23 protein-coding genes are annotated in these 25,548 nt (G+C 62.2%); 12 read left to right on the top strand and 11 right to left on the bottom strand.

What is annotated here, in order from left to right; all coding sequences use genetic code 11:
• Nucleotides 1-9: 9 nt before the first annotated feature.
• Together AC1Q61_RS05870 and AC1Q61_RS05865 are read left to right on the top strand one after the other, a co-directional pair.
• Entirely contained in the window at nucleotides 10-1,632 is a 1,623-nt protein-coding gene (locus AC1Q61_RS05870) for an MFS transporter (protein ID WP_492651158.1), read from the top strand.
• A 237-nt stretch (nucleotides 1,633-1,869) separates the two neighbouring features.
• On the top strand, nucleotides 1,870-4,206 hold the full coding sequence (locus tag AC1Q61_RS05865) for a putative bifunctional diguanylate cyclase/phosphodiesterase (protein WP_492651157.1): 2,337 nt from the start codon (nucleotides 1,870-1,872) through the stop codon (nucleotides 4,204-4,206).
• 1 nt (nucleotide 4,207) lies between these two features.
• Here the strand turns inward: AC1Q61_RS05865 and AC1Q61_RS05860 are convergent, their stop codons facing one another.
• Both AC1Q61_RS05860 and AC1Q61_RS05855 read right to left on the bottom strand, forming a co-directional pair.
• Nucleotides 4,208-5,332: a GGDEF domain-containing protein gene (locus AC1Q61_RS05860; RefSeq protein WP_492651156.1), complete on the bottom strand. Its 1,125-nt coding sequence runs from the start codon at nucleotides 5,330-5,332 to the stop codon at nucleotides 4,208-4,210.
• A 121-nt stretch (nucleotides 5,333-5,453) separates the two neighbouring features.
• Nucleotides 5,454-6,893 carry an amino acid permease gene (locus AC1Q61_RS05855; RefSeq protein WP_019745774.1) on the bottom strand — a complete coding sequence of 480 codons (1,440 nt, stop codon included), beginning with the start codon at nucleotides 6,891-6,893 and terminating at the stop codon, nucleotides 5,454-5,456.
• A 148-nt stretch (nucleotides 6,894-7,041) separates the two neighbouring features.
• Here AC1Q61_RS05855 and AC1Q61_RS05850 point away from each other — a divergent pair, with 148 nt between their 5' ends.
• Complete coding sequence (locus AC1Q61_RS05850) at nucleotides 7,042-8,574, top strand: PucR family transcriptional regulator (RefSeq protein ID WP_492651155.1); 1,533 nt, start codon at nucleotides 7,042-7,044, stop codon at nucleotides 8,572-8,574.
• Here the strand turns inward: AC1Q61_RS05850 and AC1Q61_RS05845 are convergent.
• From AC1Q61_RS05845 to AC1Q61_RS05835, 3 genes are all read right to left on the bottom strand, one after another.
• Nucleotides 8,550-9,986, bottom strand: a complete 1,437-nt coding sequence (locus tag AC1Q61_RS05845) for an aldehyde dehydrogenase family protein (protein ID WP_021331714.1) — start codon at nucleotides 9,984-9,986, stop codon at nucleotides 8,550-8,552. The genes AC1Q61_RS05850 and AC1Q61_RS05845 overlap by 25 nt on opposite strands.
• Nucleotides 9,983-11,356 (bottom strand): 4-aminobutyrate--2-oxoglutarate transaminase, encoded by a 1,374-nt coding sequence (gene gabT, locus AC1Q61_RS05840; RefSeq protein WP_046379478.1) that lies wholly within the window; start codon nucleotides 11,354-11,356, stop codon nucleotides 9,983-9,985. Before gabT ends, AC1Q61_RS05845 begins: the two co-directional genes overlap by 4 nt.
• Nucleotides 11,357-11,462: 106 nt before the next feature.
• Nucleotides 11,463-12,269, bottom strand: coding sequence for an alpha/beta fold hydrolase (locus tag AC1Q61_RS05835; RefSeq protein ID WP_492651154.1), 807 nt, complete (start codon nucleotides 12,267-12,269; stop codon nucleotides 11,463-11,465).
• Nucleotides 12,270-12,344: 75 nt separating this feature from the next.
• Here AC1Q61_RS05835 and AC1Q61_RS05830 point away from each other — a divergent pair, with 75 nt between their 5' ends.
• Nucleotides 12,345-13,106, top strand: a complete 762-nt coding sequence (locus AC1Q61_RS05830) for a DUF2127 domain-containing protein (protein WP_492651153.1) — start codon at nucleotides 12,345-12,347, stop codon at nucleotides 13,104-13,106.
• Here AC1Q61_RS05830 and AC1Q61_RS05825 read toward each other — a convergent pair.
• Entirely contained in the window at nucleotides 13,090-14,229 is a 1,140-nt protein-coding gene (locus AC1Q61_RS05825) for a cation:proton antiporter (protein WP_400818186.1), read from the bottom strand. The genes AC1Q61_RS05830 and AC1Q61_RS05825 overlap by 17 nt on opposite strands.
• Nucleotides 14,230-14,236: 7 nt before the next feature.
• On the bottom strand, nucleotides 14,237-14,599 hold the full coding sequence (locus tag AC1Q61_RS05820; RefSeq protein ID WP_029537164.1) for a hypothetical protein: 363 nt from the start codon (nucleotides 14,597-14,599) through the stop codon (nucleotides 14,237-14,239).
• Nucleotides 14,600-14,871: 272 nt separating this feature from the next.
• On the opposite strand from AC1Q61_RS05820, the gene AC1Q61_RS05815 reads away from it, so the two are divergent.
• Both AC1Q61_RS05815 and AC1Q61_RS05810 read left to right on the top strand, forming a co-directional pair.
• The gene (locus tag AC1Q61_RS05815) at nucleotides 14,872-15,318 is read left to right on the top strand and encodes a cupredoxin domain-containing protein (RefSeq protein ID WP_492651152.1); all 447 of its coding nucleotides are present in this window, start codon (nucleotides 14,872-14,874) and stop codon (nucleotides 15,316-15,318) included.
• Between the two features lie 81 nt (nucleotides 15,319-15,399).
• A complete protein-coding gene (locus tag AC1Q61_RS05810) occupies nucleotides 15,400-17,190 on the top strand; it encodes a CocE/NonD family hydrolase (RefSeq protein ID WP_492651151.1) in 1,791 nt (596 codons plus the stop codon).
• 18 nt (nucleotides 17,191-17,208) lie between these two features.
• On the opposite strand, the gene paaI is transcribed toward AC1Q61_RS05810, so the two are convergent.
• From paaI to AC1Q61_RS05790, 4 genes are all read right to left on the bottom strand, one after another.
• Nucleotides 17,209-17,577 carry a hydroxyphenylacetyl-CoA thioesterase PaaI gene (gene paaI / locus AC1Q61_RS05805; RefSeq protein ID WP_050794025.1) on the bottom strand — a complete coding sequence of 123 codons (369 nt, stop codon included), beginning with the start codon at nucleotides 17,575-17,577 and terminating at the stop codon, nucleotides 17,209-17,211.
• Nucleotides 17,578-17,643: 66 nt separating this feature from the next.
• A complete protein-coding gene (locus AC1Q61_RS05800; protein WP_003943191.1) occupies nucleotides 17,644-17,955 on the bottom strand; it encodes an EthD family reductase in 312 nt (103 codons plus the stop codon).
• Nucleotides 17,956-17,961: 6 nt separating this feature from the next.
• Nucleotides 17,962-20,004, bottom strand: coding sequence for a phenylacetic acid degradation bifunctional protein PaaZ (gene paaZ / locus AC1Q61_RS05795; RefSeq protein ID WP_492651150.1), 2,043 nt, complete (start codon nucleotides 20,002-20,004; stop codon nucleotides 17,962-17,964).
• An 88-nt stretch (nucleotides 20,005-20,092) separates the two neighbouring features.
• The gene (locus tag AC1Q61_RS05790; protein WP_019745762.1) at nucleotides 20,093-20,704 is read right to left on the bottom strand and encodes a TetR/AcrR family transcriptional regulator; all 612 of its coding nucleotides are present in this window, start codon (nucleotides 20,702-20,704) and stop codon (nucleotides 20,093-20,095) included.
• 107 nt (nucleotides 20,705-20,811) lie between these two features.
• On the opposite strand from AC1Q61_RS05790, the gene AC1Q61_RS05785 reads away from it, so the two are divergent.
• From AC1Q61_RS05785 to paaC, 6 genes are all read left to right on the top strand, one after another.
• Nucleotides 20,812-21,540, top strand: a complete 729-nt coding sequence (locus AC1Q61_RS05785) for an enoyl-CoA hydratase/isomerase family protein (RefSeq protein ID WP_492651149.1) — start codon at nucleotides 20,812-20,814, stop codon at nucleotides 21,538-21,540.
• Nucleotides 21,537-22,394 (top strand): 3-hydroxyacyl-CoA dehydrogenase family protein, encoded by an 858-nt coding sequence (locus AC1Q61_RS05780; RefSeq protein ID WP_019745760.1) that lies wholly within the window; start codon nucleotides 21,537-21,539, stop codon nucleotides 22,392-22,394. Before AC1Q61_RS05785 ends, AC1Q61_RS05780 begins: the two co-directional genes overlap by 4 nt.
• 27 nt (nucleotides 22,395-22,421) lie before the next feature.
• Entirely contained in the window at nucleotides 22,422-23,207 is a 786-nt protein-coding gene (locus AC1Q61_RS05775; RefSeq protein WP_070795521.1) for an enoyl-CoA hydratase/isomerase family protein, read from the top strand.
• A gap of 92 nt (nucleotides 23,208-23,299) precedes the next feature.
• Nucleotides 23,300-24,268, top strand: a complete 969-nt coding sequence (paaA, locus tag AC1Q61_RS05770) for a 1,2-phenylacetyl-CoA epoxidase subunit PaaA (RefSeq protein WP_054187523.1) — start codon at nucleotides 23,300-23,302, stop codon at nucleotides 24,266-24,268.
• Nucleotides 24,265-24,582, top strand: coding sequence for a 1,2-phenylacetyl-CoA epoxidase subunit PaaB (paaB, locus tag AC1Q61_RS05765; RefSeq protein WP_007730622.1), 318 nt, complete (start codon nucleotides 24,265-24,267; stop codon nucleotides 24,580-24,582). The genes paaA and paaB overlap by 4 nt, the downstream gene beginning before the upstream one ends.
• 28 nt (nucleotides 24,583-24,610) lie before the next feature.
• On the top strand, nucleotides 24,611-25,528 hold the full coding sequence (gene paaC / locus AC1Q61_RS05760; RefSeq protein WP_054187522.1) for a 1,2-phenylacetyl-CoA epoxidase subunit PaaC: 918 nt from the start codon (nucleotides 24,611-24,613) through the stop codon (nucleotides 25,526-25,528).
• The last annotated feature ends 20 nt before the right edge of the window (nucleotides 25,529-25,548 follow it).

Here is a 25,548-nt window from a genome sequence, read left to right as displayed (position 1 = left end):
ACCCGCACGATGGGTGACGGACAGGTTGCTGGTTCGACTACGCAGGCGGGTTCGGGGCTGGTTCTCACGGTGTTGGCGAGCAGCCAGTTCCTGATGACCCTGGACAGCTCGGTCATGAATGTTTCGATGGCGACCGTCGCCGAGGACGTCGGCACGAGTATCACCGGCATTCAAACCGCGATCACGCTGTACACCCTGGTCATGGCGACTCTGATGATCACGGGTAGCAAAGTCGGTTCGATGATGGGCCGTCGCCGAGCCTTCGCACTCGGCTTGGTCATCTACGGCGCTGGGTCTCTGACGACTGCGCTCGCTCCGAATCTCGTGGTCCTGTTGATCGGGTGGTCGTTCCTCGAAGGCGTCGGCGCGGCGCTCATCATGCCCGCGATCGTTGCGCTCGTCGCCACCAACTTCGCGGCGGAGAAGCGTCCGGCGGCCTACGGCCTCGTCGCTGCAGCAGGCGCGATAGCCGTGGCAGTGGGGCCGCTGATCGGCGGCGCGGCGACGACATTTGCGTCGTGGCGTTACGTGTTCGTCGGCGAAGTCGTGATCGTTGTCCTGATCTTGCTGGTGCTCAGCAAGGTGGTCGACGTCCCACCGTCGAAGTCGCGCCTCGACTACTTCGGTTCGATCCTGTCCGTGGTGGGACTGGGAATGATCGTCTTCGGTGTTCTGCGTTCGAGCGAGTGGGGTTGGGTACAGGCCAAACCTGGCGGGCCGCAACTGGTGGGGTTGTCTCCGGTGGTGTGGCTGCTGATCGTCGGGCTCCTTGTCGTTTACGGATTCCTGCGATGGGAGGGTCGCCTGGCCGCTGCGGGGAAGGAGCCTCTGCTCGATCCGGCGATGCTGCGAAACCGCGAACTCAGTGGCGGGCTGTCGATGTTCTTCGCGCAGTTTCTGGTGCAGGCGGGCGTGTTCTTCGCGGTTCCTTTGTTCTTGTCCGTAGTTCTGGAGCTCAGCGCTCTCGAGACCGGAATTCGCATCCTGCCGTTGTCGGCGGCGCTCGTCGTGGCGGCGATCGGTATTCCGAAGCTACGGCCTACCGCGAACCCGCGACGCGTGGTCCGAGTCGGATTGTTGGTCATGGTCGTCGGCATTCTGATGCTCGTGGCAGGCATGGACCCGGGCGCCAATGCGGCGATCGTGATGATTCCCATGCTGTTCATGGGTTTCGGCTTGGGGTGCCTGTCTTCGCAGCTCGGAGCCGTCACGGTGTCCTCGGTCCCGGACGAGCGCAGTACCGAGGTCGGCGGGTTGCAGAACACCGCCACCAACCTCGGCGCATCCTTGGGGACTGCCCTGATCGGATCGGTTCTCATTGCCACTCTCACGACGTCGGCGATCGCCGGAATCGAAGACAATCCGGCGGTTCCGACATCGGTGCAGCAGCAAGCGAGCACCGACATGGCCTCGGGGGTGCCGTTCCTGTCGACGACGCAACTCCGATCCGCTCTCAATGACGCCGGCGTCGCCGAGTCCACGGCGGATGCGATCGTGGACGTGAACGAAGAAGCCAGGCTGGACGCGTTGCGTGTCGCTTTTGCCGTGGCAGCGCTGCTCGCAATCGCCGCGTTGTTCCCGACCGCTCGAATCCCCCGCGTCGCGGTCGGCGACAAACGTGGTTCGAGCTAAGAATCAGCAATCGCGGATCGACCTGGACGATCGACGGAACGACCTCTGGATATAGTGATCTGCGCACAATCGATTCGTCAGATGGCTACCGTTGTGAAGGAAACAAGCAGCGAGTCTGAAACACTGACGTTTCACCGGATAAGGGTTCGGTGGGGAGCCAGGGGAGGTTCGGATGGCCAGGCGAGCGGATTCGACGCCCGCTGATGGCGCCTGCGCTGGTGTCGGGATGCCTCACTGATGAACCGTCTGAGTCGATTGAGTCGATTGAGTCGGCAAGATCCTGCTTCGGAGACCGACTGCAACAGCCTGTTTCGCCGTCAGATCGACGAGGCTGCGGCCGTCGCGCCGTTCGCCAATCTTGCGTACATGGCGAGTTTGGTCGTGATTCTGACCTACACCGTCCCGCCTGGACGTCAGACGCTCAGGTGGTTGGGCGGCGCCCTCATCTTTCTTGTCCTCGCGAATTCGATTCGAGTATGGATACCGCTTCGCTGGCGACCGTCGAAGCACACACCGCGCTACGACTACGTGGGTCTGCTCGTCGAAGTGATCGTTGTCGCGACCCTAGACGTCGCACTTTTTGCCCTGCTCTTTCACGACATGGACGTCTCCCGCGACTTGGTTCTGATCGCGACGATGGCAGGAATCATGGGCGCCGGGACCGTGACGTTCTCCAGTCTGAGATCGGTGAGCCTGACCTGGATCTACATTCACGGCCTCGGCGTCTTCACTGTTCTCATTGTCCACGCCGAACCCCACTTTCGCGTACTTGCGATTCAGTTGTGCATCTACATGTTTGCGCTCACCGTAGGGGCGGTCTATCTGTCGGCCTCGTTCCAGAGACGTTGTCTCGCAGAGTTTCAGGCGGAATCCGAGCGTCAGACGGTGGCGTTGTTGCTCGACGGTTTCGAGGGCGGTTCCCGCGACTGGCTGTGGGAGTGCGACACCAACGGCCGGTTCTCACACACATCGGCACGTCTCGCCGAGGTCGCAGGTATGACGGTGGACGAGTTGCAGCAACTCACCTTCGGGCAACTCCTCACCAGACTCCAGATCGCGTCGAGTCCGGAGGGGCGTGCGGCCGCGGCCCAGATGATCGACAAACTCGAATCGAGTGCCCCCTTCCGGGACACCGTCGTGCCGGTGCATGTCGACGGTAGGCGGCGCTGGTGGTCTCTTTCCGGTAATCCGCGGGTCCTCGAATCCGGCGTGATTCTGGGTTGGCGCGGTGTCGGTTCCGACATCACGGAGAGGTATGTCCACGAGCAGGAGATCCTTCGGCTTGCGGCCACCGACTCGTTGACCGGGTTGCCGAACCGTCGTGCGTTCGGTGTGGCGCTCGAGCAAGCGATCAATTCTCGGGCGCCGGAGAAGCAGGTTCTCGTCGGGATTCTCGACCTCGACAATTTCAAATCGGTCAACGACACCCTTGGACATCCGATCGGGGACCAATTACTTCTCGAAGTCACGAAACGCCTGCGCAAGGTCGTAGGTTCGGACATGTGCTCGCGGATGGGCGGCGACGAATTCGGGCTGATCGTCTGCACGTCGTCGCGCGACGATCCCGGGGTGATCTTCGATCGGTACCTGGAAGTGCTGCACGAACCATTCTTCGTCGAAGGCAATCGAATAGAAGTGCGGGCCACGATCGGTTACTCCAGCGCGCCCGAGGATTCAACAGACGCCGACGGATTGGTGATGCTGGCGGATCTGGCTCTGTACGAAGCGAAGTCGACGGGGCGCAATCGAGTAGGCAAGTTCTCGCCGCTGCTGCGGGCGAGGGCATCGGCGCGGGCGACTGCGCTCCACGAGCTGGACAGAGGGATCGAGGAAGGGCAGTTCGATCTCCACTATCAGCCTCAAGTCGATACTCAGACCGGTGAAGTGGTGGCCTTCGAGGCTCTTCTACGGTGGAACCATCCCAGCCGCGGCCTCATCGGGCCCAGCCAGTTCATCTCGGTGGCGGAGGAAACCGGAATGATCATTCCCCTCGGTGCGCAGGCAATGGCGATGGCGACCGCGGCTGCTGCGGGTTGGCCGACCGGAATCGGCGTCTCGGTCAACGTTTCACCAGTGCAGTTGGTGTCGCGAGAGTTCGGTGCGATGGTGAAGAAAGCTCTGACGGATTCGGGCTTGGCTCCGCATCTGCTGCAGCTCGAAATCACCGAGACAGGTGTTGTGGACGATCGCGCGATCCGGGATCTCTACAAGCTGCGTGAGCTCGGGGTTACCGTCGCACTCGACGATTTCGGGACCGGCTATTCTTCCTTCGCCACGCTCCAGAGACTTCCAATCGACGTTCTCAAGATCGATCGCATGCTGGTCACCGACTCGGACGATCCGAAGATGTCCGTGGTGAAGTCCATTGTCGAATTGGCCGCGGCCCTCGGTATGAAATCGTTGGCCGAGGGCGTCGAGACCATCGAGCAGTTCCGCCGCGTTCAGTGGGTCGGGTGTGACCTGGTCCAGGGCTATCACATCAGCAAGGCTCTGACCGCTGAGCGGGTCGATGTGTATCTTGCCGCCACGGACACGGAAACCGGGCGCAGCGTCCACCCACTTACGTGGCTGTGAATCAGATCTGAGCCGAGCGGATCGTATTACCGCCTGCCGCTTTCGCTTGATACATCATCGAATCCGCGACATTTGTCGCCGCCAGGATTGCGGAAGCACCGCCGCTCCACGCCTTCGATTCGGCGGTCATCATCACAGCTCCGACGCTCACCGTTGTGGGGATCGCGTCGGAACAATCCGACAGTGCCGCGTTTATCCCTTCGATCAACAGGATTGTCGATTCGGGATCACCGGCAATGACAGCCAGATATTCTTCTCCGCCCGTACGAGCGATGATTCCGTGTTCGCCGAGATGTGTGCTCAATCGGTTCGCGGTTCTTCTGATGACATGATCGCCTTCGGCATGACCGTGAAGATCATTCACCGTCTTGAATTTGTCGATATCGACGACGACGAAAGCGAGAGACGAAGAATCGTCTCGGGTGCTCTCGAAGAGATCGCCGACTGCCCCCTCCAGTCCCCGACGGTTGAACAGGCCAGTGAGGGGATCGCGGTCCGAATACTGGGCATCGCGGTAGAGAGTGCGCCAGGTCAGGTGCGCAAAAATGGGAACGAGTGTGACAGCTCCGAAAAGAACGGTGCCACGGGCCAGAAGCGTCGTGATATCGACGTCGCCTTCTAGATAGGCAAGAACAAAAACGGCAGTCGTGATGGTCGTCGACCAAACGACATGAGCGACAAGCCACCTTGCGCTGACAAAGAGCGTCGCAAAGGTTCCGGTGACCGCGAAGACGATGCAACCGAAGGTCCCGGACGAGCGATCCGGCACCAGAAGGACTGCGGCCGCGATCCCGAGATCTGCGAATATCCCGAATGCAAGCAACCCCCGGCGTCCGGGAAATGGTTGTGTGAACCAGCATGCGGCGATTCCCACACACGTGCAGATCATGAAAATCGAAAGAGCTTTGCCGGGAGTGGTCGGCGGCGTATCCGGGCCGATCAATTTGTAGAACGCGGAGAGTCCGAAGATGATCGTCATCATTCCGAGCAAGGTTCGGAAGATCGGAATGATTGCTCGGCCGGATCTCTGGTGCTTTATCCACTCGTAGTCGTGTGGTTCGTTGAACCATTCGTGAAGTGTTTGCCAAGAACTGTGCCCTTCGGAGGCGATGGCAGGGCTCGGCATGCTGTCCATTTTGCCTTGAATTCAGGTAAAGAGAAAATCTGTGTTCGACCGGTTCCACCGGTTCGATTTTTTTCGGGGCAGAGGTTCTCTTATCGAGTCGAGCGCTTACTCGATGCTTGTTTCAAGCCTTCTTCGAACTGCTGTGTGCGTTGTTCGAGGCGGTCGCAAACGATACGACTTTTCGCGTACGAGACCTTCTCACGCTGTAAGCGACGAGGATGACTCCCAGTGCGACCAGGCTTTGGACGAACTCCGCGCGCGTCGGTTCGTTGAGACCCATTCCCACCAGGATCACGAGAATCAGGCCGGTGACCACTATCGGTAGGCCGGGATACAACCAGACACGGAATTTCAGAATCTCGGGGCTTTCGCGTTCCCATCGGCGTCGGAGGCGTAGTTCGGATACACAGATCAGGATGTAAACGAACAAACAGATTGCGCCGGACGAATTCACGAGGAACAGGAAGATCGTGTCTGGCCAGATGTAACCGGCCGCGATACAGAAATACCCGGCCACGGTGCAGGCGAGTACGCCCTTCACGGGCACGCCGCGACTGTTGGTCCGTGTCATCCATGCCGGCGCGTCGTTGTAGACGGAGAGCGCGAAGAGCATCCGTGACGCCGTGTACAGGCCGGAGTTGAGGCAGGACAGCACAGCGACCAGAACCACGAGATTGAGAATGTCGGCGGCGCCGGGAATTCCGAGCAGGTCGAGTGCGGAGATGAACGGAGAATCGCCGACGACGAACGAATCCCACGGCAGCATCGTCACGAGGAGGAAAGTGGCGACAACGAAGAACGCGAGAATGCGGAAGACGACGGTGTTCGTGGCTCGTCTGATCGCTCCGGCCGGTTCGGCGGATTCCGCTGCGGCGATTGTGACCAGCTCGGCTCCGGTCATGGAGAAGATCACGGCGACAACGCCCACCAGCACGGGGGTGAAGCCGTTCGGCAGAAATCCTCCGTGGCCGGTCAGATTACTGAAATCGACTTCACTGCCGGGCCAGATGCCGAAGACGAACAGACTGCCGAGCACGATGAAGCCGATGATGACGGCGACCTTGATACCTGCAAACCAGTATTCGGCCTCACCGAAGTTGCTGACGGAGAGAAGGTTGACCCCGGTCATCACCAACAGGAGTGCTGCTGACATGAGCCAGAGCGGTACACCATGGATCCACCGGGAGAGCAGGGTAGCTCCGACGACGGATTCGATGCCGACGACGATCACCCAGAAATACCAGTAGAGCCAGCCCGTGGTGAAACCCGCCCAGTCGCCCAACGCCATTCGCGCGTACTCGGTGAATGATCCCGTACACGGCTTGGCGACGGCCATTTCACCGAGCATGCGCATCACCAGGAACACGATGATGCCGCAGATCGCGCAAGTGATGACTGCGCCGGGGCCGGCCTGGTTGATGATTCCGCTCAGCCCGACGAAGAAACCGGCGCCGATGACACCACCCATGGAAAGCATGGTCAGGTGGCGCTTCTTCAAGCCTGTCTTGAGCGTCGAATGAACGCTGGCGGCTTCGGCTGTTTCGGTGCTGCTGTCGGGCATCTGGGCTCAGCTCCTATTGCATGACGCGATCAGTTCTTTCGGAGAGACGCTAAGCTCGTCGTGTGATCCAGAACATGGACCTGATGTACAAATTGGAACTGAAGACTGTCAGTTCTGTCCACTGCCTTCGGAGGTTCCGGTAATGCCGATGACTGTCCGGCGCTTGGCGGCTACCAACTCTCTCGGTCTCTCGGTTGTTGCAGGTCATGGCCACGTCGATCTGCCGATCAGTTGGGCGCACGCAATCGAGTTGCAGGATCCGAGGCGATGGCTCGCCGGTGGAGAGCTTGTCATGACGACGGGGCTGCACCTTTCGCGATCGGCGACAAAGCAGTACGAGTACGTCGAGCGCATTGCGCGGACCGGCGCCGTGGCACTGGCATTCGACACCGGCACCGTGCACGAGAAGGTGCCGAACGCGATCATCAGGGCCGGCGACGAACTGGGTTTTGCCGTGCTTTCCGTCGCCAAGGAGACGCCGTTCATCGCCATCTCGCGGGCCGTGATCGACGAGCTGACCGCCGACCAGATACGAACGGTGCAGGCGGTGGTCGATGCCCAGGAGAAGTTGGCGCGTGCCCTGCTCGACGGAGTGCCGGCCCTGATCGCTGCACTGGGTCGAGCGGTTCACGCAGCAGTGTGCGTTCTCGATCGGGACGGAGCGGTGCTGGCTCTGACGGAAGGTGCGAGTTCATCTCTGCCCGAACGCATCAGGGAGCGATCAGGCAAGGAGCGCAGCCGGGTCGTGGTGGACGACGACGGCCATCTGGCCATTCACAAGCTTGCCGTGAGCGGCACGCTGGCGGTGGCGTCCGATGCCGCCTTGGATCAGTCCGAACGACTGCTGGTCGGCCACGCGGTGTCGCTGTTGACCATCGAGCTCGCCAAGCCGTTGCGGGTTGTCGATGCCGAACAACGGCTGAGGTTGGCGGTCGCGACGATGGTGCGCCAGGCTGGTGGCGAAGTAGACGAAAGTCTGTTGCGGTACTTCGGATTCGAATCCGGATCCCCGGTGGTTGCAACTGCCTTGACCGATGTCGGGCCTTTGCTGGCGGCAACCGATATCACTTCAGCGGCCCTCGAAGAAGTGGCGGTGCCGTACCTGTTGGCTCCACTGAATGACGGCACCGGCGTGTGGTTCGTCGTGAAAAGTGAAGTTGCGGAGAAGGTCACGCGCAGTGTGTATGCGAGAGTGCGGGAGAATTCACGCCGGAGTATCAACGGCGGAATCGGTAGCGTCCGGCCGATGAGCGGTGTAGCAGCGAGTCTGCGCGAGGCCGTCTCTGCTGCCAAAGTGGGGCAGGTCGATGGACACACGCTCGTTCCGTTCTCGGAACTCGGGACTTTCAGTCTCTTGTTGAGTGTGCAGTCGAACGATGTTCTGCAGTCGATCGCGGCCGGCGGCCTCGGTGTGCTGGAAGGCTACGATGCTGAGAACGGTTCCCGTCTGGTGGACTCGATCGAAGCGTTCCTGCACCACAATGGTCAATGGGATTCCGCTGCAACGCAGTTGGGTGTTCACCGGCACACGCTGCGTAACCGCATGGACAAGGCTGCCGAGTTGATCGGCCGAGATCTCGATTCCGCCCACACTCGGTCCGAGTTGTGGATCGCACTCAAAGCTCGTGAACTGCTGCAGGCGGAATCGAATTCAGATCACGCTCGGCCGCCCCTGAGATAGACGGTGGTGGTGTGAGTGAAGAACTCTCGCGCCGCGTCGCCTTGTTCCTTGGGCCCGTATCCACTCTTCTTCGCACCGCCGAAAGGTACGTGAGGATCAGCGCCTGCCGATTCCGAGTTGACGTGCAGGATCCCTACGTCCAGATCATCGATACCGGCAAGTGCGCTGGTCAGATCCTGAGTGAACAACGCTGCGGACAAACCGAATTCGCCCTCGTTCGCCAAGCGGAATGCGTCTGCAGTTGTTGCTGCCCGCTGCACCGCAAGCACCGGGCCGAAAAGTTCCTCGAACCATAGTTCGGTGCTCGCCGACAGTTCCAGCACCGTCGGCCGGACGTAGTGGCCCGATTCAGGCGCTTCGGCGCTGGCCACAACTCTGGCGCCGCCGCCGACGGCTCGATCGATTCCCTCGATGATCGTTTGCTGCGCGTATGCGCTGACCACGGGACCTGTAGTGACGTCGGGATCGAGTGGATCTCCGACTCTCAGTTCTTCGACCTCGACGGTCAGTCTCGCCAAGAATTCCTCGGCGATGGATTCATGGAGCACCAGACGCGAAGTGGCCGTGCATTTCTGGCCGGTTGACCGGAATGCTCCCAACATGACCTGCTCGACTGCAAGCTCGAGATCTGCGTCGGCAAGTACGATGGCTGCGTTCTTTCCACCCATTTCCGCCTGGGCCGGAACTCCGCGCGCTGCAGCAGATCCCGCGATTCTTCGACCGACGCCGGTGGAACCGGTAAAGGTGACGGCGTCGAGGTCCGGGTGGTCGACCAGCGCTTCACCTGCTGCGCTGTCGGCAAGGATCATGTTCAGGACGCCGTCGGGTAGGCCCGCTTCGGTCAATGCCTGCGCGAGACGGAAGGCCAGAAGGGGCACCGCGGCAGCCGGTTTCCAGACAACAGTGTTTCCGTACACCAAGGCGGGCGCAATCTTCCACGCCGGGATCGCGATCGGGAAGTTGAACGGCGTGACGACGCCTACCACGCCGAGAGGTTTGCGAGTGACAAGAATCTGCTCGCCGCTACGTGGGGAGGAATACACCGTCCCGGACTCGCGGTCTGCGGCGTTGCCGTAGTAACGCAGAATCTGCGCAGCCCGGCGCACTTCTCCGATACCCTCGGCCAGCGTTTTCCCCTCTTCGCGGGTGAGTTCTTCGCCCCAAGCATCGGCGTTGGTTTCGATGATTTCCGCTGCGCGAGTGAGGTATGCGCCGCGTTCGGACATCGGTAGGCGCGCCCAGTCGTTCGCGGCGATGCGGGCGACGCGAACACCGGTCGCCATTTCAGATGCGCCGGCGCGGCCTCCGGTGGCGACAACTTCGTCCGGGCGAGCCGGGTTGGTGTCCGTCAGTGTGCCTTCGCTACCCGTGACCCAAGCTCCGCCGATCAAGCTGTGAACAACGACGCTCATCGGACTGCTGTCACAGCGTCGCGAAGGATGCCCAGTCCTTCGGCCAGCAATTCGTCGGAGATGCTCAGCGGCGGGAGGAATCGAACGACGTTTCCGTAGGTGCCGGCAGCGAGGAGAAGTAGGCCGTGCGCGTGGGCGTAGCTGACGATCTGGGCGACGGCCTCGCGATTGGGAGCCTTGTCTTCGTCGTGGATCAGCTCGATTGCAATCATGGCGCCGCGTCCACGAATGTCGCCGATTATATTTGTGTCCGAAGCGATTTCGGACAGCCCTGTGGTCAGGATTTCGCCGATGTCCTTTGCTCGGTCGAGGAGGCCTTCCACCTCGATCGTCTCGAAAACTGCCAGGGCGGCCTCGCAGGCCACGGGATTGCCGCTGTACGTACCGCCGATACCACCGGGATGCGCGGCGTCCATGACGTCGGCACGGCCGGTCACGGCGGCGAGTGGCATTCCGCCGGCGAGACCTTTTGCAGTTGTGATGATGTCGGGGACGAAGTCCTCACTCTCGCTGGCGAACCAGGCTCCAGTTCGTGCGATACCGGTCTGGACCTCGTCCGCGACGACGAGAATGCCGCGCTCACGGCAGAATTCGGCGATGCGCTTCAGGAATCCCGGAGCGGGAACGATGAAACCTCCCTCACCCTGAATCGGTTCCACGACCACAGCGGCTACCGATGCGGCACCGATCTGAGTGTCGATCGCAAGACGGAATTGGGCGAATGCTTCGTCGGCAGCGTTTTCGGGGCCGCTCGGCCAACGGTAGGGGTAGGCCATCGGAACCCGGTAGACCTCTGGTGCGAACGGGCCGAATGTGGCCTTGTACGGCTGGTTCTTGGCCGTCATCGTCATGGTCATCAGCGTGCGACCGTGGAATGCGTGGTCGAAGACGACAACTGCCGGGCGACCGGTGGCGGCACGTGCGTATTTCACGGCGTTCTCGAGCGCCTCGCTGCCGGTGTTGAACAGCGCTGTTCGCTTCTCGTGATCTCCCGGGGTCAGGCGGTTGAGCGCTTCGCAGACCTCGACGTACCCCTCGTAGGGGTTTGCGAGGAAACACGTATGGGTGAACTGACCGAGCTGGCGTGTGGTGCGTTCGACCACGCGCGGCGCACTGTTTCCGACGGTGGTCACGGCGATGCCGCTGCCGAAGTCGATGAACGAGTTGCCGTCGACGTCGACGACAACTCCTCCGCCCGCTGCAGCTACGTAAATGCTGGATCCGCTGGTCAGTCCGGCCGGCAGTGCGGCGCTCCGGCGCTTCGCCAAAGTGCGCGAGTTGGGGCCAGGCACTTCGGTGACGAGGCGTCGTACCTGGGGAAGGGTCGGTCCACCGGTGCACGTTTCCGTGCCGTGCTCGAGAATGGTCATCGCAGTGCCTCCAGTTGTTTTCCGAACTGTAGGACGGCGATCAATAGACCGGACATGGCCGGATTGTCGAGTGGCTTCTATCTCATAGGACGCCGCGTCCAGCTAGTTACTTCGCGAAACTGGCGAGGAACCGCTGCAACAGTGGGTTGTAGATCTCGGGTGCTTCCCAGAACGCTGCGTGCCCGACACCGGGAATCACGTGGTAGGTGCCCTCCCAGAGATTCGCGAAGGTCAACGACGCGACATAGGACGTGTTCACGAACGGGTCCTCGGCGCCGTCGATCACCGCGAGAGGCACAGACGCCGTTGCGACCAGGGCCTTCTGATCCGATTCGCGGCCGGCGCCGAATGCGTCGAACATGATCTTGCGAGCTCGCCCGTCCGTGCGTATCGCGGCGTCGAGGGCAGACTGCTCGAAGGGAACGGCGGTCATCCGTGCGTAGAGTTCGGCTTCCTGCGCGGTAATGACCTCGGTGCCGCCGATGGACGATCCGTCGCCGGCATTGAATGCGTCGCCGAGCGTCTCGGGATTTGCCGGCGGCGTACCGGTGATGACGACTCCGGTGAGCCCGGGGAATTTCGCGATCAACTCGAGGGCGATGTGTCCGCCGAGCGACCACCCGACGACAACCGCTCGTTCGACGCCGAGTTCGGCTAGAACATCGACGATGGCGTCGGCGTAACCGTTCTGCGTGTACGCGGCTTCGGGTTCGCTCGCGTCCTCGGAGTCGCCGTGGCCGAGCAGGTCCAGAGTGATCATGCGGTAGTCGCCCGCCCAGCCGGCGTCGACCTGATGACGGAAGATGGAGCGGCTGGCCGAGTTTCCGTGGATGAAGACAACCGGGAAACCATCGGTGGCACTGTCGTCGACTGCCATGACGCCATGCCGGGTTTCGATCTTGGTGGTTGTCATCGGAATCCTCATCGTTCGAAGTGCACGGTCAGCGGGTATCCACGCTACCGGGCATATGCGGCATAGAGTTCACCCGTGGACTTCGCATTGCGCTCGTGCAGTTGGCACGGTCACGAGACCTACGCTCCGGACGAACCTGAGCTGCGGGATCGACTTCATGTGGAGACAGCGGTAGGACAGGCTTGGCGGTGTCTACGTTGCGGCAACTTCGTCCCGGGAGCACCGCGAGCGTCCGGGCCGGCGGACGCCGCTCCCGAGGTTCCGCGGGGACGGCTGCTTCGCGACCGGTTGATCATGCGACTTCTTGCCACCGAGAGAATGTTCCGCGCTCTGGGGTTGGTTCTTCTGGCGATCGGGGTGTTCAAACTCAGATCGTCGAAGGGGCGCGTCGAGGACGCCTTCGAGAACGAATTGCCGTTGATCAGACCATTGGCCCGCCAGCTGGGTTGGAACATCGACGATTCCAAACTGGTCCATCACATCGAGCAGGCGTTTTCGTTGTCGGCGACGACGCTCACCTGGATCGCGGTCGGTCTGTTGGTCTACGCCGGCCTGCAAGTGATCGAGGCCGTTGGGCTGTGGATGGTCAAACGCTGGGGCGAGTACTTCGCAGTGGTGGCGACCAGCGTGTTCCTGCCCCTCGAAATCTACGAATTGACCGAGAAGATCACGTGGTTGAGGGCCGGGCTGCTGCTGGTGAACGTCGCCGCCGTCGTGTGGCTGATCTGGAGCAAGCGGCTATTCGGTGTCCGCGGCGGCGGCGCGGCGTATCACGCCGAACATTCGGAGGAGAGCCTGATGACGGTGGAGCGGGCCGCGGTCACACAGGCTTCGTGAGACCGGCTTTCGACGCGGCAGCACCAGCCAGTGTTGCTGCCCCGATCGTGATCATGGCGGCGAGGAGGATGGCTGCGGGTTCACCGTCGCCCATCACCCCCAATTGAGTGCCCACCGTCACTGCGGCAACCGGTACTCCCAGTTGTGCGGCGGACAGCACGCCGAGAGGGAGCGGAAGACCGAGGACGCGTATCGCGGCGTGAACCACGAGAGTTGCTCCGCCCAAGACCAATCCGAGCCAGATGGCGGACGGATGGGTGACGAGGTCGCGCAGATTGATCGCCGCTCCCAACCAGACGAAGAAGAGGGGCGCGAAGAAGCCGTCGGTGATCGCGAAGAGTTGTTTGGCGAGACGGCGGGGTTCGCCGATCGCGGCCAGGACAAGTCCGAAGGCGAAGCCCGCGAGCATGATCGACACGTGAGTGCTGGAGGCCAGCGCTGCCAGAGAAAAGAGGATCACCAGATTGATCCGGAGTTCGAGTGCAAACTTTCGTTTCTCCGAGAACTTGTGGAGCCTTCGCCAATGGCCGGACCGGTGGAAGGCTCGCAGTACGAAGAACAAGGCAACCGCACACGCCGCCACCGCCAGTGCGCCGACACCGGCACGAGGGGCATTGTCCGGATCGATCACCAGAGGTAGCGCGACAATGCAGACGGTATCCGCGATCGCGACCTGGGCAGTCATCTGCAGAACCGAGGTTCCACCGAGCCCCAGCGAATCGACGATGGGGAGAATCAACGCCGCGGACGACGACGCGATCAGGACCGCGTACAGCGCGGCGTGACCGGTGCCGAATGCCGTCGCCGCACCGTAGCCGGCAACAACCGACAGGAGTCCGACGACAACCGAACGAACGGCACCCTTGCCGATTGCCGCACGAACTGCCGGATCGCGGACCGGGACGTGCGAGCCGGCCACCATCATCGTGAGCGCGAACCCGATATCGGCCAGGAACGTGAAAGTCTGGTCCGAAGAGTCGAGCAGCCCGAAACCGGTGACACCGAAGACGACGCCCGCGGCAAGTTCGCCGACCACCACGGGGACATGCCAACTGACGCGAGCGCCGAGCAGCGGACCGAGGATGCCGGCCAGCGCGACGAGGGCAAGGATGCCGAAGGTCATCGACGACCTACGACGTCACTGTCGAGGGAGCGATCTTTGCAGGGATGCCGGTGTTCTCGTCCACGTGGTAGCTCGCACAGACACGGTGGTAGCCGTCGGCGATCTGCGCCGGTACTCCGGCGCGGAAGTCTCCCTGCACCAGCAGGATCGGAGACAGCGCGATCCCCTTGCGGATCTTCAACAGGTCGGCAGCAACGTGCGGGTTGTCGACCGGGAGCAGGGGTAGCCCGGCGGCCCGCAGGATGTCCTTGGCCTTCTTCGAGACCAGCGTCGCCGTCTTGAGGGCGTACACGAGAGCTTGGACCTGAACCGGTGTTGCGCCCAACTGGAGGTAATCGCGGGCCGCCGGGTAGTCGTGCTCGTCCGGCAGGTCCTTCCAGAGAACGGCAGGAGCCTTCTCGGCTACCTTCGGCTCTGCTGTCTTGGGAGCCTTCGGCTGGGCTGGCTTCGGCGCCTTCGGCTGGGCTGCCTTCGACGTTTTGCTCTTGGCCATCTGTGCTGTTTCCTTCAGTGTCGGTCCGCGAGTGGAGCTGGTGCAGAAATCGTGCACTATCAGCGCCGCAGGCACCACATCGGAGCTGTTTGGCCCCCTAGGCGGCGGGTAATCAGCAGACTGCGGGGGAACGAGCAGGAGGCGAAGCAATGAAGCGGATTCTCGCAGTGCTCGCAGCGCTGATCCTGGCGGTGTTCGCACTGACCGCGTGCAGTGACAACAACGATTCGTCGGACAACGATTCGGCCGATCACGACGGCATGGCGATGACCAGTATGCCGATGACCAGCATGCCGACCAGTATGTCGATGCCGAGTATACCTCTGGGTATGTCGACGCCGGGAGCGTCGTCGATGGGAATCGTGATCAGCGGTTTCGGATATTCGACGCCGGAGTCGGTGATGCCCGGACAGGTACTGACCATTCAGAACAACGACACCGTCGAGCACTCGGTCACGTCCGATACCGCAGGGTTGTTCAACGAGGACATCGAAGCGGGTGAGACGGAAACCATCACGGTGCCGAACGAGCCTGGAACGTATACGTTCCACTGCACCTACCACCCGAGTATGCGCGGCACCTTGACGGTCAAGTAGAGGTCGGCCCGTCCGGCGTAGCTTTTGCTCCGGAAACTTCGGCGGCGCGCACCCGATCAGGCTGGTGGAGAACAGATCCGGGTGTACGGTTTTCAGGTGCGCCGGAGAATAGCGATCAGTGTCGTCACGCTCGTGGTTTGTGCCCTCGGCTTTTCGCCGCCGGCGCTCGCGGATTCACCGAACGGCTCGTATTCGTCACAGCTGCTGTACTTCTCGGTCGATGTCGGGCCTGAACTCTCGACGCCGTGCACCGTCGTCGGTGAACTTTTTGTTCCCAACGGCGTCGATGCGGACAACCCAGCGCCCGCGATCCTGACCACCAACGGGTTCGGTGGTTCGTACAAGGACCAGATTCCCGCGCTGCAGAACTTCGCCGAGAACGGGTATGTCGGACTGACGTATTCGGGATTGGGTTTCGGCGGCTCGAGTTGCAAGATCACACTCGATTCTCCCGCGTACGACGGCGTCGCCGCCTCCCAGTTGGTCAGCTTCCTCGGCGGCCAAGAAGGGATTGCCTTCACGGATCAGGCTCTGACGCAGCCCTATCCGGCGCTCACCGCGGTGGTACAGGACTCCGTCGATCACACCGGTGCACCGTCGACGAACGACCCGCGGGTCGGAATGACGGGTGGCTCCTACGGCGGCGGGATTCAATTCGCCGCCGCGAGTGTCGATCCCCGTATCGACACGATCATCCCCATGATCACCTGGAACGATCTCTCGTATTCCTTGGCGCCCAACAGCACGGGAATCATCTCCGGTGTGTCGACAGCGGAGCCGGGAGCTGCGAAGGTGCTCTTTGCATCGCTGCTCTTCGGCGCGGGCATCGCGAATCCCGGAGTGGACGGCTACATCGCAGATCCCGCACGGCTACCCGGCTGCCCGAACTACGTCCCTTACATGTGCAACGCGATCGCCGAGGCGGTGGTGACCGGCGACATCGGACCGCAGGTAGTGAGTGAGCTCCGAGCGTCGTCGGTCTCGTCGTTCGTCGACCGGATCAACATTCCAGTACTGCTTGCTCAGGGACAACAGGACACCCTGTTCGATCTGAACGAGGCAACCGCGACTTACGACGCGCTGAAGGATCGTGGCGTCGATGCCAAGATGATCTGGCATTCGTGGGGGCACAGCCACTTGGCCGCTGCGCCCGGCGAATTCAGCTTTTCCGCTCCCGACGAAGACGCGCAATACGAAACCGGTCGCTTCATGGACTGGTTCGATCACTACCTCAAGGACGAGAACACGGAGACAGGACCGGAATTCGCGTATTTCCGTAACTGGATCGACTACGAGGGAAACGCGGCGCCGGCATACGCGACGTCCGACACCGTCGATGTCGGGACCGCCCGCGCCTTCCATCTGTCCGCTGACGGGGGACTGCTGGCGGACGGCACGCCGGTGATACCTGGTCCGAAGACGATCGTCACGGCACCGGGTGGGCTGCCGACAGGCGTCGAGCCGCTCAATATCAATCCGGCCGGAAACATTCCGAATGCACAGATTCCGGGAACCGAGGCGCTCTGGACCACTGCGCCGATGACCGAGGCAATGGACGTGGTGGGAGCCCCCACTGTGACGCTGCGTGTTGCGGCGCCCGGACAGCCGGTGGTGTTCGCGAAACTCTACGACGTGGCCCCGGACGGAACTTCCTCGCTGATCAACGGACTGATTGCGCCCATACGCATCAGTGATCCGTCCCAGCCGGTCCCGGTGACGATGCCGGCGATAGTGCATCGATTCGAGCCAGGGCATTCCGTGCGTCTCGCGATCACCGGTGGCGACATCAGTTTCCGTGGGGGACTGCAAGGTATGCCGGTGACGATCTTTGCCGACGGTTCCGGCCCCCTCGAACTTCCCGTCGTGAGCTGAAACACCGTGGGCTGAATTTCAGCGGGTGATGGTTCGACTGTCGCCGCGGAACTCGGCCACGACGGTGTCGCCGTTGCGAACGGTCACGTCGTAGATCCCACTTCGACCGCCTCGTGCCTTCTCGGTGGCGATCGCGGTCAAGGTGTCGCCCAGACGGGTCGGACGTAGAAATCGGATGTCCGCGCGCGCTGCAACGGCTGAATCCTCGTAGCCGTTGCAGGCGAGCGCAAACGCGGTGTCCGCGAGCAGGAAAACATAACCGCCGTGTGTGATTCCGTGACCGTTCACCATGGTTTCGCCCACGGTGACGGTCACGGTTGCGCTACCGGGCGCCAGCTCGGAAATCTCGATACCGAGTGCCTGCGACGCCTGGTCCGCGTCGAACATCTCTCTGGCGGTGATGCTTCCTGTACTCACGAGACAACTCCTGTGGGATCGGAGAATTGCAGGGGTCTAGAGGACCGAGACAACTTCCTGGACGTACATGTCGACTGTGCCGGTGGCAAAGTTTGCGACATCTTTTCCAGCGGCGCCCATCTCCGGGGACTTCAGGCCGCTCTGCATCGTCTCGAGATCGGGAAACACCAGGTTGGCGACGGCGTAGAAGACTGGATCGGAGCCGTCAAGCGTCGAGCACTTGCTGAACGTGAAGTCCGAGAGTCCTGGCACTGCGCTGGCGAGCGGGACGTGGATCTCGTTGTAGTACTTGTCGAAAGCCTCCGGATCGGTGGGGCGTCCGTAACATACTGCTACTCGATAGGTCATGTGCTTTCAATTCCCTTCGGGGCGAGTCTTTGCTACCAGAGTCAGGACGTCGTATGTCGCGACCGGATCGTTGTCCTGGTTCGTCACCACGGCATCCCAACGAACCTCACCGTAGTCGGCGCTGCTGCGAGGTGTGATGGTCTTGGCTGTGAGGGTGACCGTCAGGCTGTCTTCGGCTTTCACCGGGGTCAGGAACCTGAGGCTGTCCACGCCGAAGTTCGCGAGAACCGGGCCGGGAGCCGGGTCGACGAACAGACCGGCAGCGAGTGAGACAACCAGATAGCCGTGTGCGACGATGCCGCCGAACAGCGGGTTCGCCGCTGCGGCCACCGGATCGGTGTGTGCGTAGAAGGTGTCACCGGTGAACTCTGCAAAATGATCGATGTCTTCGAGTGTGACCTGGCGCGGACCGCCGACAACGGTGTCGCCGATCTTCAACTCGGCGAGACTCTTTCGGAATGGATGTTCGGATCCGGTCGTGCGCGCTGACCCGGTGAACCAGCGCTCGCCGACCGCGGTGAGCACGTCGGGTGTGCCCTGCACGGCCGTCCGCTGCATGTGGTGTAGAACTCCGCGGATGCCACCCAGCTCCTCACCGCCGCCGGCACGGCCCGGACCGCCGTGTACGAGGACTGGAAGGGGAGAGCCGTGGCCGGTGGATTCTTTGGCGTCGTCGCGGTTCAGGACGAGCACTCTGCCGTGAAAAGCTGCGAGGCCCAGCACCAGTCGACGTGCGATGTCGGTGTCGGCAGTGACCACCGAGGCGACGAGGCTTCCCTCGCCACGGGCCGCGAGTTCGATCGCATGATCGATGCCGTCGTATCCGATGACGGTGCTGACGGGTCCGAAGGCCTCCAGCTCGTGTACCTCGTGCGCATTCTCTTCCGCCCGGAGAAGGACAGGGGAAAGGAAGGCCCCTGACTGGCCGTCGGCACCGACCACGTCGACGTTGTCCGGGTCTCCGAATACGATAGTTGCCGACTTCGTCAGACCGCGAATGGATTTCAAGACTTCATCGCGCTGCTCGATGCTGGCGAGCGCACCCATCGTGACGCCGTCGGCATCGGGGTGTCCCACGACCACTTTGTTCAGTCGCTCGGATGCGGCATCGACAACGGCGTCGACCAGCGAGACCGGCACCAGGGCGCGCCGGATCGCCGTGCACTTCTGACCCGCCTTGACTGTCATTTCGGTGGCGAGTTGTTTGACGTACAAATCGAATTCGGGCGTTCCTGGTACGGCGTCCTCGCCAAGGATCGACGCGTTGAGTGAATCGGCCTCGGCATTGAAATGGACGCCCTTGCCGACGACGTTCGGGTGAGCACGCAGCGTTGCGGCGGTGTCGGCGGATCCGGTGAATGCCACTGAGTCCTGCCCGCCGAGGTGATCGAGGAGGCCGTGTGCACTACCGGAGAGCAGTTGGACGGAACCCTCCGGGAGCAAGCCTGATTCGATGATGCGCCGGAAGACGAGTTCGGTGAGATATGCCGTGGAACTGGCAGGTTTGACGATGGACGGCACACCCGCGATGAATGCCGGTGCCAGCTTCTCCAGGAACCCCCACACCGGGAAATTGAAGGCGTTGATCTGTACGGCGACGCCGCGGCGTGACGTATAGATGTGTTGCCCGAGGAAAGTTCCGCCCTTGCCCAGAGCTTCGACGTTTCCATCCAGAAAGACTGTGCTGTCGGGCAATTCGCGCCGAGCCTTGCTCGCGTAGCTCAGCAGGGTTCCGAATCCACCGTCGATGTCCACGCCGGAATCTCGCGTCGTCGCGCCGGTGGCAGTGGAGAGTGCGTAGAACTCGGCTTTTCCTGCCATCAACGTGAGGGCGAGAGCCTTGAGCGCGCCGGCACGTTCATGGAAGGTCATCGCAGACAGTGCAGGCCCGCCGACCTCGCGTGCGTACGTAACCATCTCGGCGAGGTCGACGCCGGTTGTGGAGATCCGGGCCACCTCCGATCCGTCCACTGCGCTCGGCAACGGGGTACCTGCGTCCGGTGCGGCGTACCAGCGACCGGCTACATAGCTTTCCAACAGTCTGCTCACGACAACTCCATCTCACCGTACGTTCGGTCGGTAATTACGATCGCCCGGTAACGCCGCGTTGTCAAGGATTCGGCAGAACTGCCTGGAATCAGGCCTTGCGAAGTCCGTCGAAAGTGACGGCGACGACCGCGTCGGCAATGTCGGAGACGGACTCGCCCGCTCGGGGTTTGTACCACTCGATCAGTGAGTTGACGGTGCCGAACATCAGCTTGCTGGCGAGGGCCGGTTCGATGTCCGGGCGCAGGTCTCCCTCCGCTGCGGCGGACGAGACGAGGCCTCCGACAAAGTTGTCGAATTCGCGTCGACGGGCGAGTGCGGCCCGCTCAACCGTCGTGTTGCCGCGGACGCGCAGGAGCAGGGTGACGTACGGAAGCTCTGCGACCAGCACCTCTACGCTGCGCCGGACCAGGTATTCGAGCCGGTCGATGTACGGACCGGTGGTGGCGCCTTCTTCGGTCGTGACCGCAAACAGGGCGTTGAGTGCACGCGAAAGTGCGAGTTCGAGAAGTTCCGACTTGCCGGACACGTGGTGGTAGATCGAGGACTTCGTGATGCCGAGCTTCTTGGCGAGCACCTCCATGCTGGCGCCGTCGTAGCCCTTGTCGTTGAACACCTTTACAGCCACGGCTAAGAGCGAATCGAGGTCGTAGCCGGGACGTCCGGGGAGGCCGGTGCGTCGAGTGGGGCGTGCCGTAGTCATGCCCCCATCTTCTCAGTTCGGGCAAAGCTGTGCACCAACCTCGTTTTCACCCTTGCCAAACGACCGAATGTTCGGTTATTAATGTAAGAGAGCGAGAAGGAGCGAATGTGAACACCCTGCACGTGGACGAGCGCGAGGATCGCGTCGTGGTCACCCTCGACAGGCCCGCGCAACGCAACGCGATCAACGCGGAAATGATCGACGAACTGCATCAGGTTTGTGGACGCCTCGAACGGGATCCGAAGCTGCTCCTGCTTGCCGGGCGCGGAGACCACTTCGCGGGCGGCGCTGACATCGCGGAGCTCCGAGCGCGCGGACGAGAGGAAGCGTTTGCGGGTATCAACCGGACCCTGTTCGACCGTATCGGAAAGCTCCCGCTGCCCACCGTGGCCGCCGTGAGCGGCTATGCGCTCGGCGGCGGGGCAGAGTTGACCTACGCCTGTGACATTCGCGTCGCGACAACGACGGTGGTCTTCGGTAATCCCGAGCCCAATCTCGGCATAATGGCAGCCGCCGGCGCCAGCTATCGGCTGCCGAAGCTCGTCGGAGTCTCGATCGCGAAGCAAGTGCTCCTCGGTGCCAGGAACCTCGACGCCGAGCAGGCGCTACGAGCGGGCCTGGTTGTCGAGGTGACCGAACCGAACTGCCATGTCGATGCAGCGCATCGGCTGCTCGACCGTATTTCCCGACTGTCCCCGCTGGCACTGCGATTGACGAAGATCATCGTCGACGCGCCGGGATCGCATCCGTTTGCCGACGACATCGCCCAAGCTGTCCTGTTCGAGAGTTCGGACAAGCACGATCGCATGACGGCCTTCCTGGAGAAGAAATCATGACTGAAGCAGTTGCACCGAAGACCGTCGGAGTCATCGGCGGTGGACGTATGGGTGCAGGTATCGCCCAGGTGTTCGCCGGTCTCGGCGGGGCGGTCACCATCGCGGAGAGCGGCGACGCCGAGGCAGCGTTACAGCGTGTTTCCACCGGCCTCGACCGCGCCCACGAGCGAGGGAAACTCGGCGACCAGGATCCCGCGACGGTCCTCGCGCGCGTGAGCGTCGTAGGCGCAGTGAGCTCCTTACCCCCGTCGCTCGACCTGATCGTCGAGGCGGTCCCGGAAATTGCGGCCCTCAAGGTCGAGGTGCTCGCCGCTGCGGAAACCGTTGCCGGAGAACGCACCGTGATCGCCAGCAACACCAGTTCCATGTCGATCGCCGAACTCGGCGCAGCGCTGACGGATCCGAGCCGGTTCATCGGTATGCACTTCTTCAATCCAGTCCCGGCGTCGCTGTTGGTCGAGATCGTCCGGGCGCCTCAGACCCGCCCCGAGGTTGTCGACTCGGTACGGGCATGGGTGTCGATGCTCGGCAAGGCCGAGGTGCTCGTCAACGACTCACCTGGTTTTGCAACCAGCCGGCTTGGCGTCGGTCTCGGGCTCGAAGCCATCCGCATGCTCGAAGAAGGTGTGGCGGACGCGGAATCGATCGACCGGGCCATGGAATTGGGGTACCGGCATCCGATGGGGCCGCTTCGTTCGACAGACCTGGTCGGGTTGGATGTGCGCCTGGCGATCGCCGAACACCTCGCGAGCACTCTCGGTGATCGATTTACTCCTCCAGCATTGCTGCGAGAGAAGGTGGCTCGCGGCGAGTTGGGGCGCAAGACGGGACAGGGTTTTCACACATGGAGCTGAACCGAACTGCCTGCGAAAGGAACATCGATGACTGACGTGATCCGCTTGGAGATCGAGCGAGGTTTGGCGACAATCACTCTCGACCGGCCTGAGGCAGCCAATGCCGTCAACGGCGAAATGAAGTCTCAGCTGCTCGAAGCGTTGCTGCAGGTCCGCGCGGACGCAGGCGTTCGAGCGGTGTTGATTCTCGCCGAAGGCAAGAACTTCTGCGTCGGTCAGGATCTGGGCGAGCACGCGGCAGCGTTGGATGCTGATCCGGCGCACGCGATGGATACCGTCGCCGCGCACTACAACCCCATCGTCACGGCGCTGTCGACGCTCTCTGTCCCGGTAGTGGTGGGTATCGGTGGGGCCTGCGTCGGGGCCGGGTTGGGAATCGCGTTGGCCGGAGACATCCGGGTCGTGGGGGCTCGCGCGAGCTTTGCGACGGCATTCACCGGCATCGGTCTGGCCAGTGACTCCGGGCTCAGTCATGCGCTCGTGCACGCGCTCGGACCCAGCCGTGCCAGTGGCCTGATGTTGCTCGGCGACAAGTTCGACGCGCAGAGCGCACTGGAGTGGGGATTGGTTCATCGCGTGGTGGCCGACGATGACGTCGCAGCTGAGGCTCGGATACTCGCGCGTCGGCTTGCCGACGGACCCACCGCGGCCTTCGCTCACGTGAAATCGCTGATCCGTGCCGTTGCTCCTGGGCTTTCCCAGGCGCTGGAGGCGGAGGCGAACGCGCAGGTGGAGCTGGGTTCCACGGCAGATCATCAAGGCGCAGTCACGGCTTTCCTGTCGAAGCAGAAGCCGGTTTTCGAGGGCCGCTGATTTCTGGTGCGTCGAAAGATTCTCTTGTGCGCTGGGACACCTCGGTGCATACTAGTTACCAACCGATCATTCGGTAATAAAAGGTAGGTACGATGACCAACGTGGAAGCTCCACAAGACCTGCAGAACCTGTTCGACGAGACGATCGCGGCAGACCAGCGCATCGAGCCTCGCGACTGGATGCCGGACGGCTACCGCAAGACTCTGATTCGTCAGGTTGCCCAGCATGCCCACTCCGAGATCATCGGAATGCAGCCCGAGGGAAACTGGCTCACCCGTGCGCCTTCGTTGCGACGCAAGGCGATCTTAATGGCGAAGGTCCAGGACGAGGCCGGGCACGGTCTGTATCTCTACTCCGCGGCCGAGACGCTCGGTGCCGATCGTGGCGATCTGACCACCAAACTGATCGAGGGAAAGCAGAAGTACTCCTCGATCTTCAACTATCCGACGCTGACCTACGCCGACGTGGGTGTGATCGGCTGGCTGGTCGACGGAGCTGCTATCTGCAATCAGGTTCCGCTGTGCCGCAGCTCCTTCGGGCCGTATGCGCGCGCGATGATCCGTGTGTGCAAGGAGGAATCGTTCCATCAGCGGCAAGGCTTCGAGCTGTTGGCGACGATGATGCGCGGCACGGACGCTCAACGGGCAATGGTGCAGGAAGCCGTCGACCGATGGTGGTGGCCCGCTCTGATGATGTTCGGACCACCGGACGACGAATCGCCGAACACCGAGCAGTCGATGAAGTGGCGCATCAAGCGGCACACGAACGACGAACTGCGGCAACGATTCGTGGACATGTCGATACCGCAGGCCGAGATACTCGGTGTGACCTTCCCTGATCCCGACCTGCGCTGGAACCCCGAGCGTGGCGCACACGATTTCGGCGAGCCGGACTGGAGCGAATTCATGGACGTGGTCCGCGGCAACGGAGCGGCGAGCGTCGAGCGGATCACCAATCGGAAAGCCGCACACGACAACGGGGCCTGGGTTCGCGACGCCGCGTACGCCTTTGCACAGCGCGAGAGACTCGCGCACGATCGCACGACTGGGGAAACATCATGAGCGAGAACGATCAGGTACAGCGCGATCAGGTGCGGGGCGAATGGCCTTTGTACGAGGTATTTCTGAGGGGAAAGCGCGGACTGAACCACGTGCATGTCGGATCCCTGCGCGCGGCAGACGATCAGATGGCCCTACGCCACGCGCGCGACGTCTACACCAGACGTAACGAAGGCGTGAGCATCTGGGTCGTGCCGTCAGCGAACATCGTGGCTTCGAGTCCGGCAGAAAAGGATCCGTTCTTCGCGCCGAGCGGCGACAAGGTCTACCGGCACCCGACTTTCTACGACATCCCGGACTCCGTTCCGCACATGTGAGAATCACTTCGACTTCGAGGACCAACAGATGAACGATCACGACAGTGCCTACGACGGCCTGGTCGACGGCGACGGCCACGGTCAGTGGGCGTTCGGAACCAGCTTCGACGACCCCCTCGCCGGAGTCGACACCACGGTGCCGGATGACGTCGATCTCGGTGCGCTGGCGCGCTACTGCCTCATGCTCGGCGACGACGCGCTCGTCAGTTCGCAGCGCCTCGCCGAATGGTCGACGCGGGCACCGGAACTCGAAGAAGAGGTAGCTCTCGCGAATGTCGGTCTGGATCTGATCGGGCAGGCCAGGCTGCTGCTGGCTCGCGCGGCAGCAGCCGATTCCACTGTGGTTCCGTTCATCTCCGATACGTCACCGGTGCCGGCCGAAGATGCGCTCGCCTTCTTTCGTGATCAGTTCGGTTTCCGCAACGTGAGACTGGTGGAGCTCGCCAACGGCGACTTCGCGCACACGGTCGTTCGGCTACTCGTGTTCTCGACCTGGCGGCTGGCGCTGTTCGATCGGCTGCGCATGTCGCGCGATCCGGTTCTCGCAGCTGTGGCGAACAAGGGCATCAAAGAACTGACCTACCACCGCGACTACGCGGCAAGATGGGTCGTCACGTTGGGCGCCGGCACGGCAGAATCCAAGCGTCGGACTGCCGCGGCCCTGCTCGAGATCTTCCCGTTCGTGGACGAACTCTTTGTTCCCACCCAGGACGAACTCGTTTTGGCAGAAGTTGGCGTCGGAGTGGATCCGCGTACTGTTCGGCCGGAGTTCGACGCTGTTCTTGCCCAGGTCCTCCATGCAGCCGAAATGGAAGAGCCCCCTTCGCGTTTCTCCGGTTTCGTCGGCGGCCGCGGCGGGCGTGCCGGACTGCACACCGGGGCACTGGGGCTACTTCTCGCCGAAATGCAGAGCGTCGCTCGGGAGCATCCGGAAGGGGTGTGGTGACCGTGACTGCCGCTACCGTC

This window comes from Rhodococcus sp. MPR-R1B, from assembly GCF_058793255.1.
This window is presented reverse-complemented; position numbering and strand designations above follow the sequence as displayed.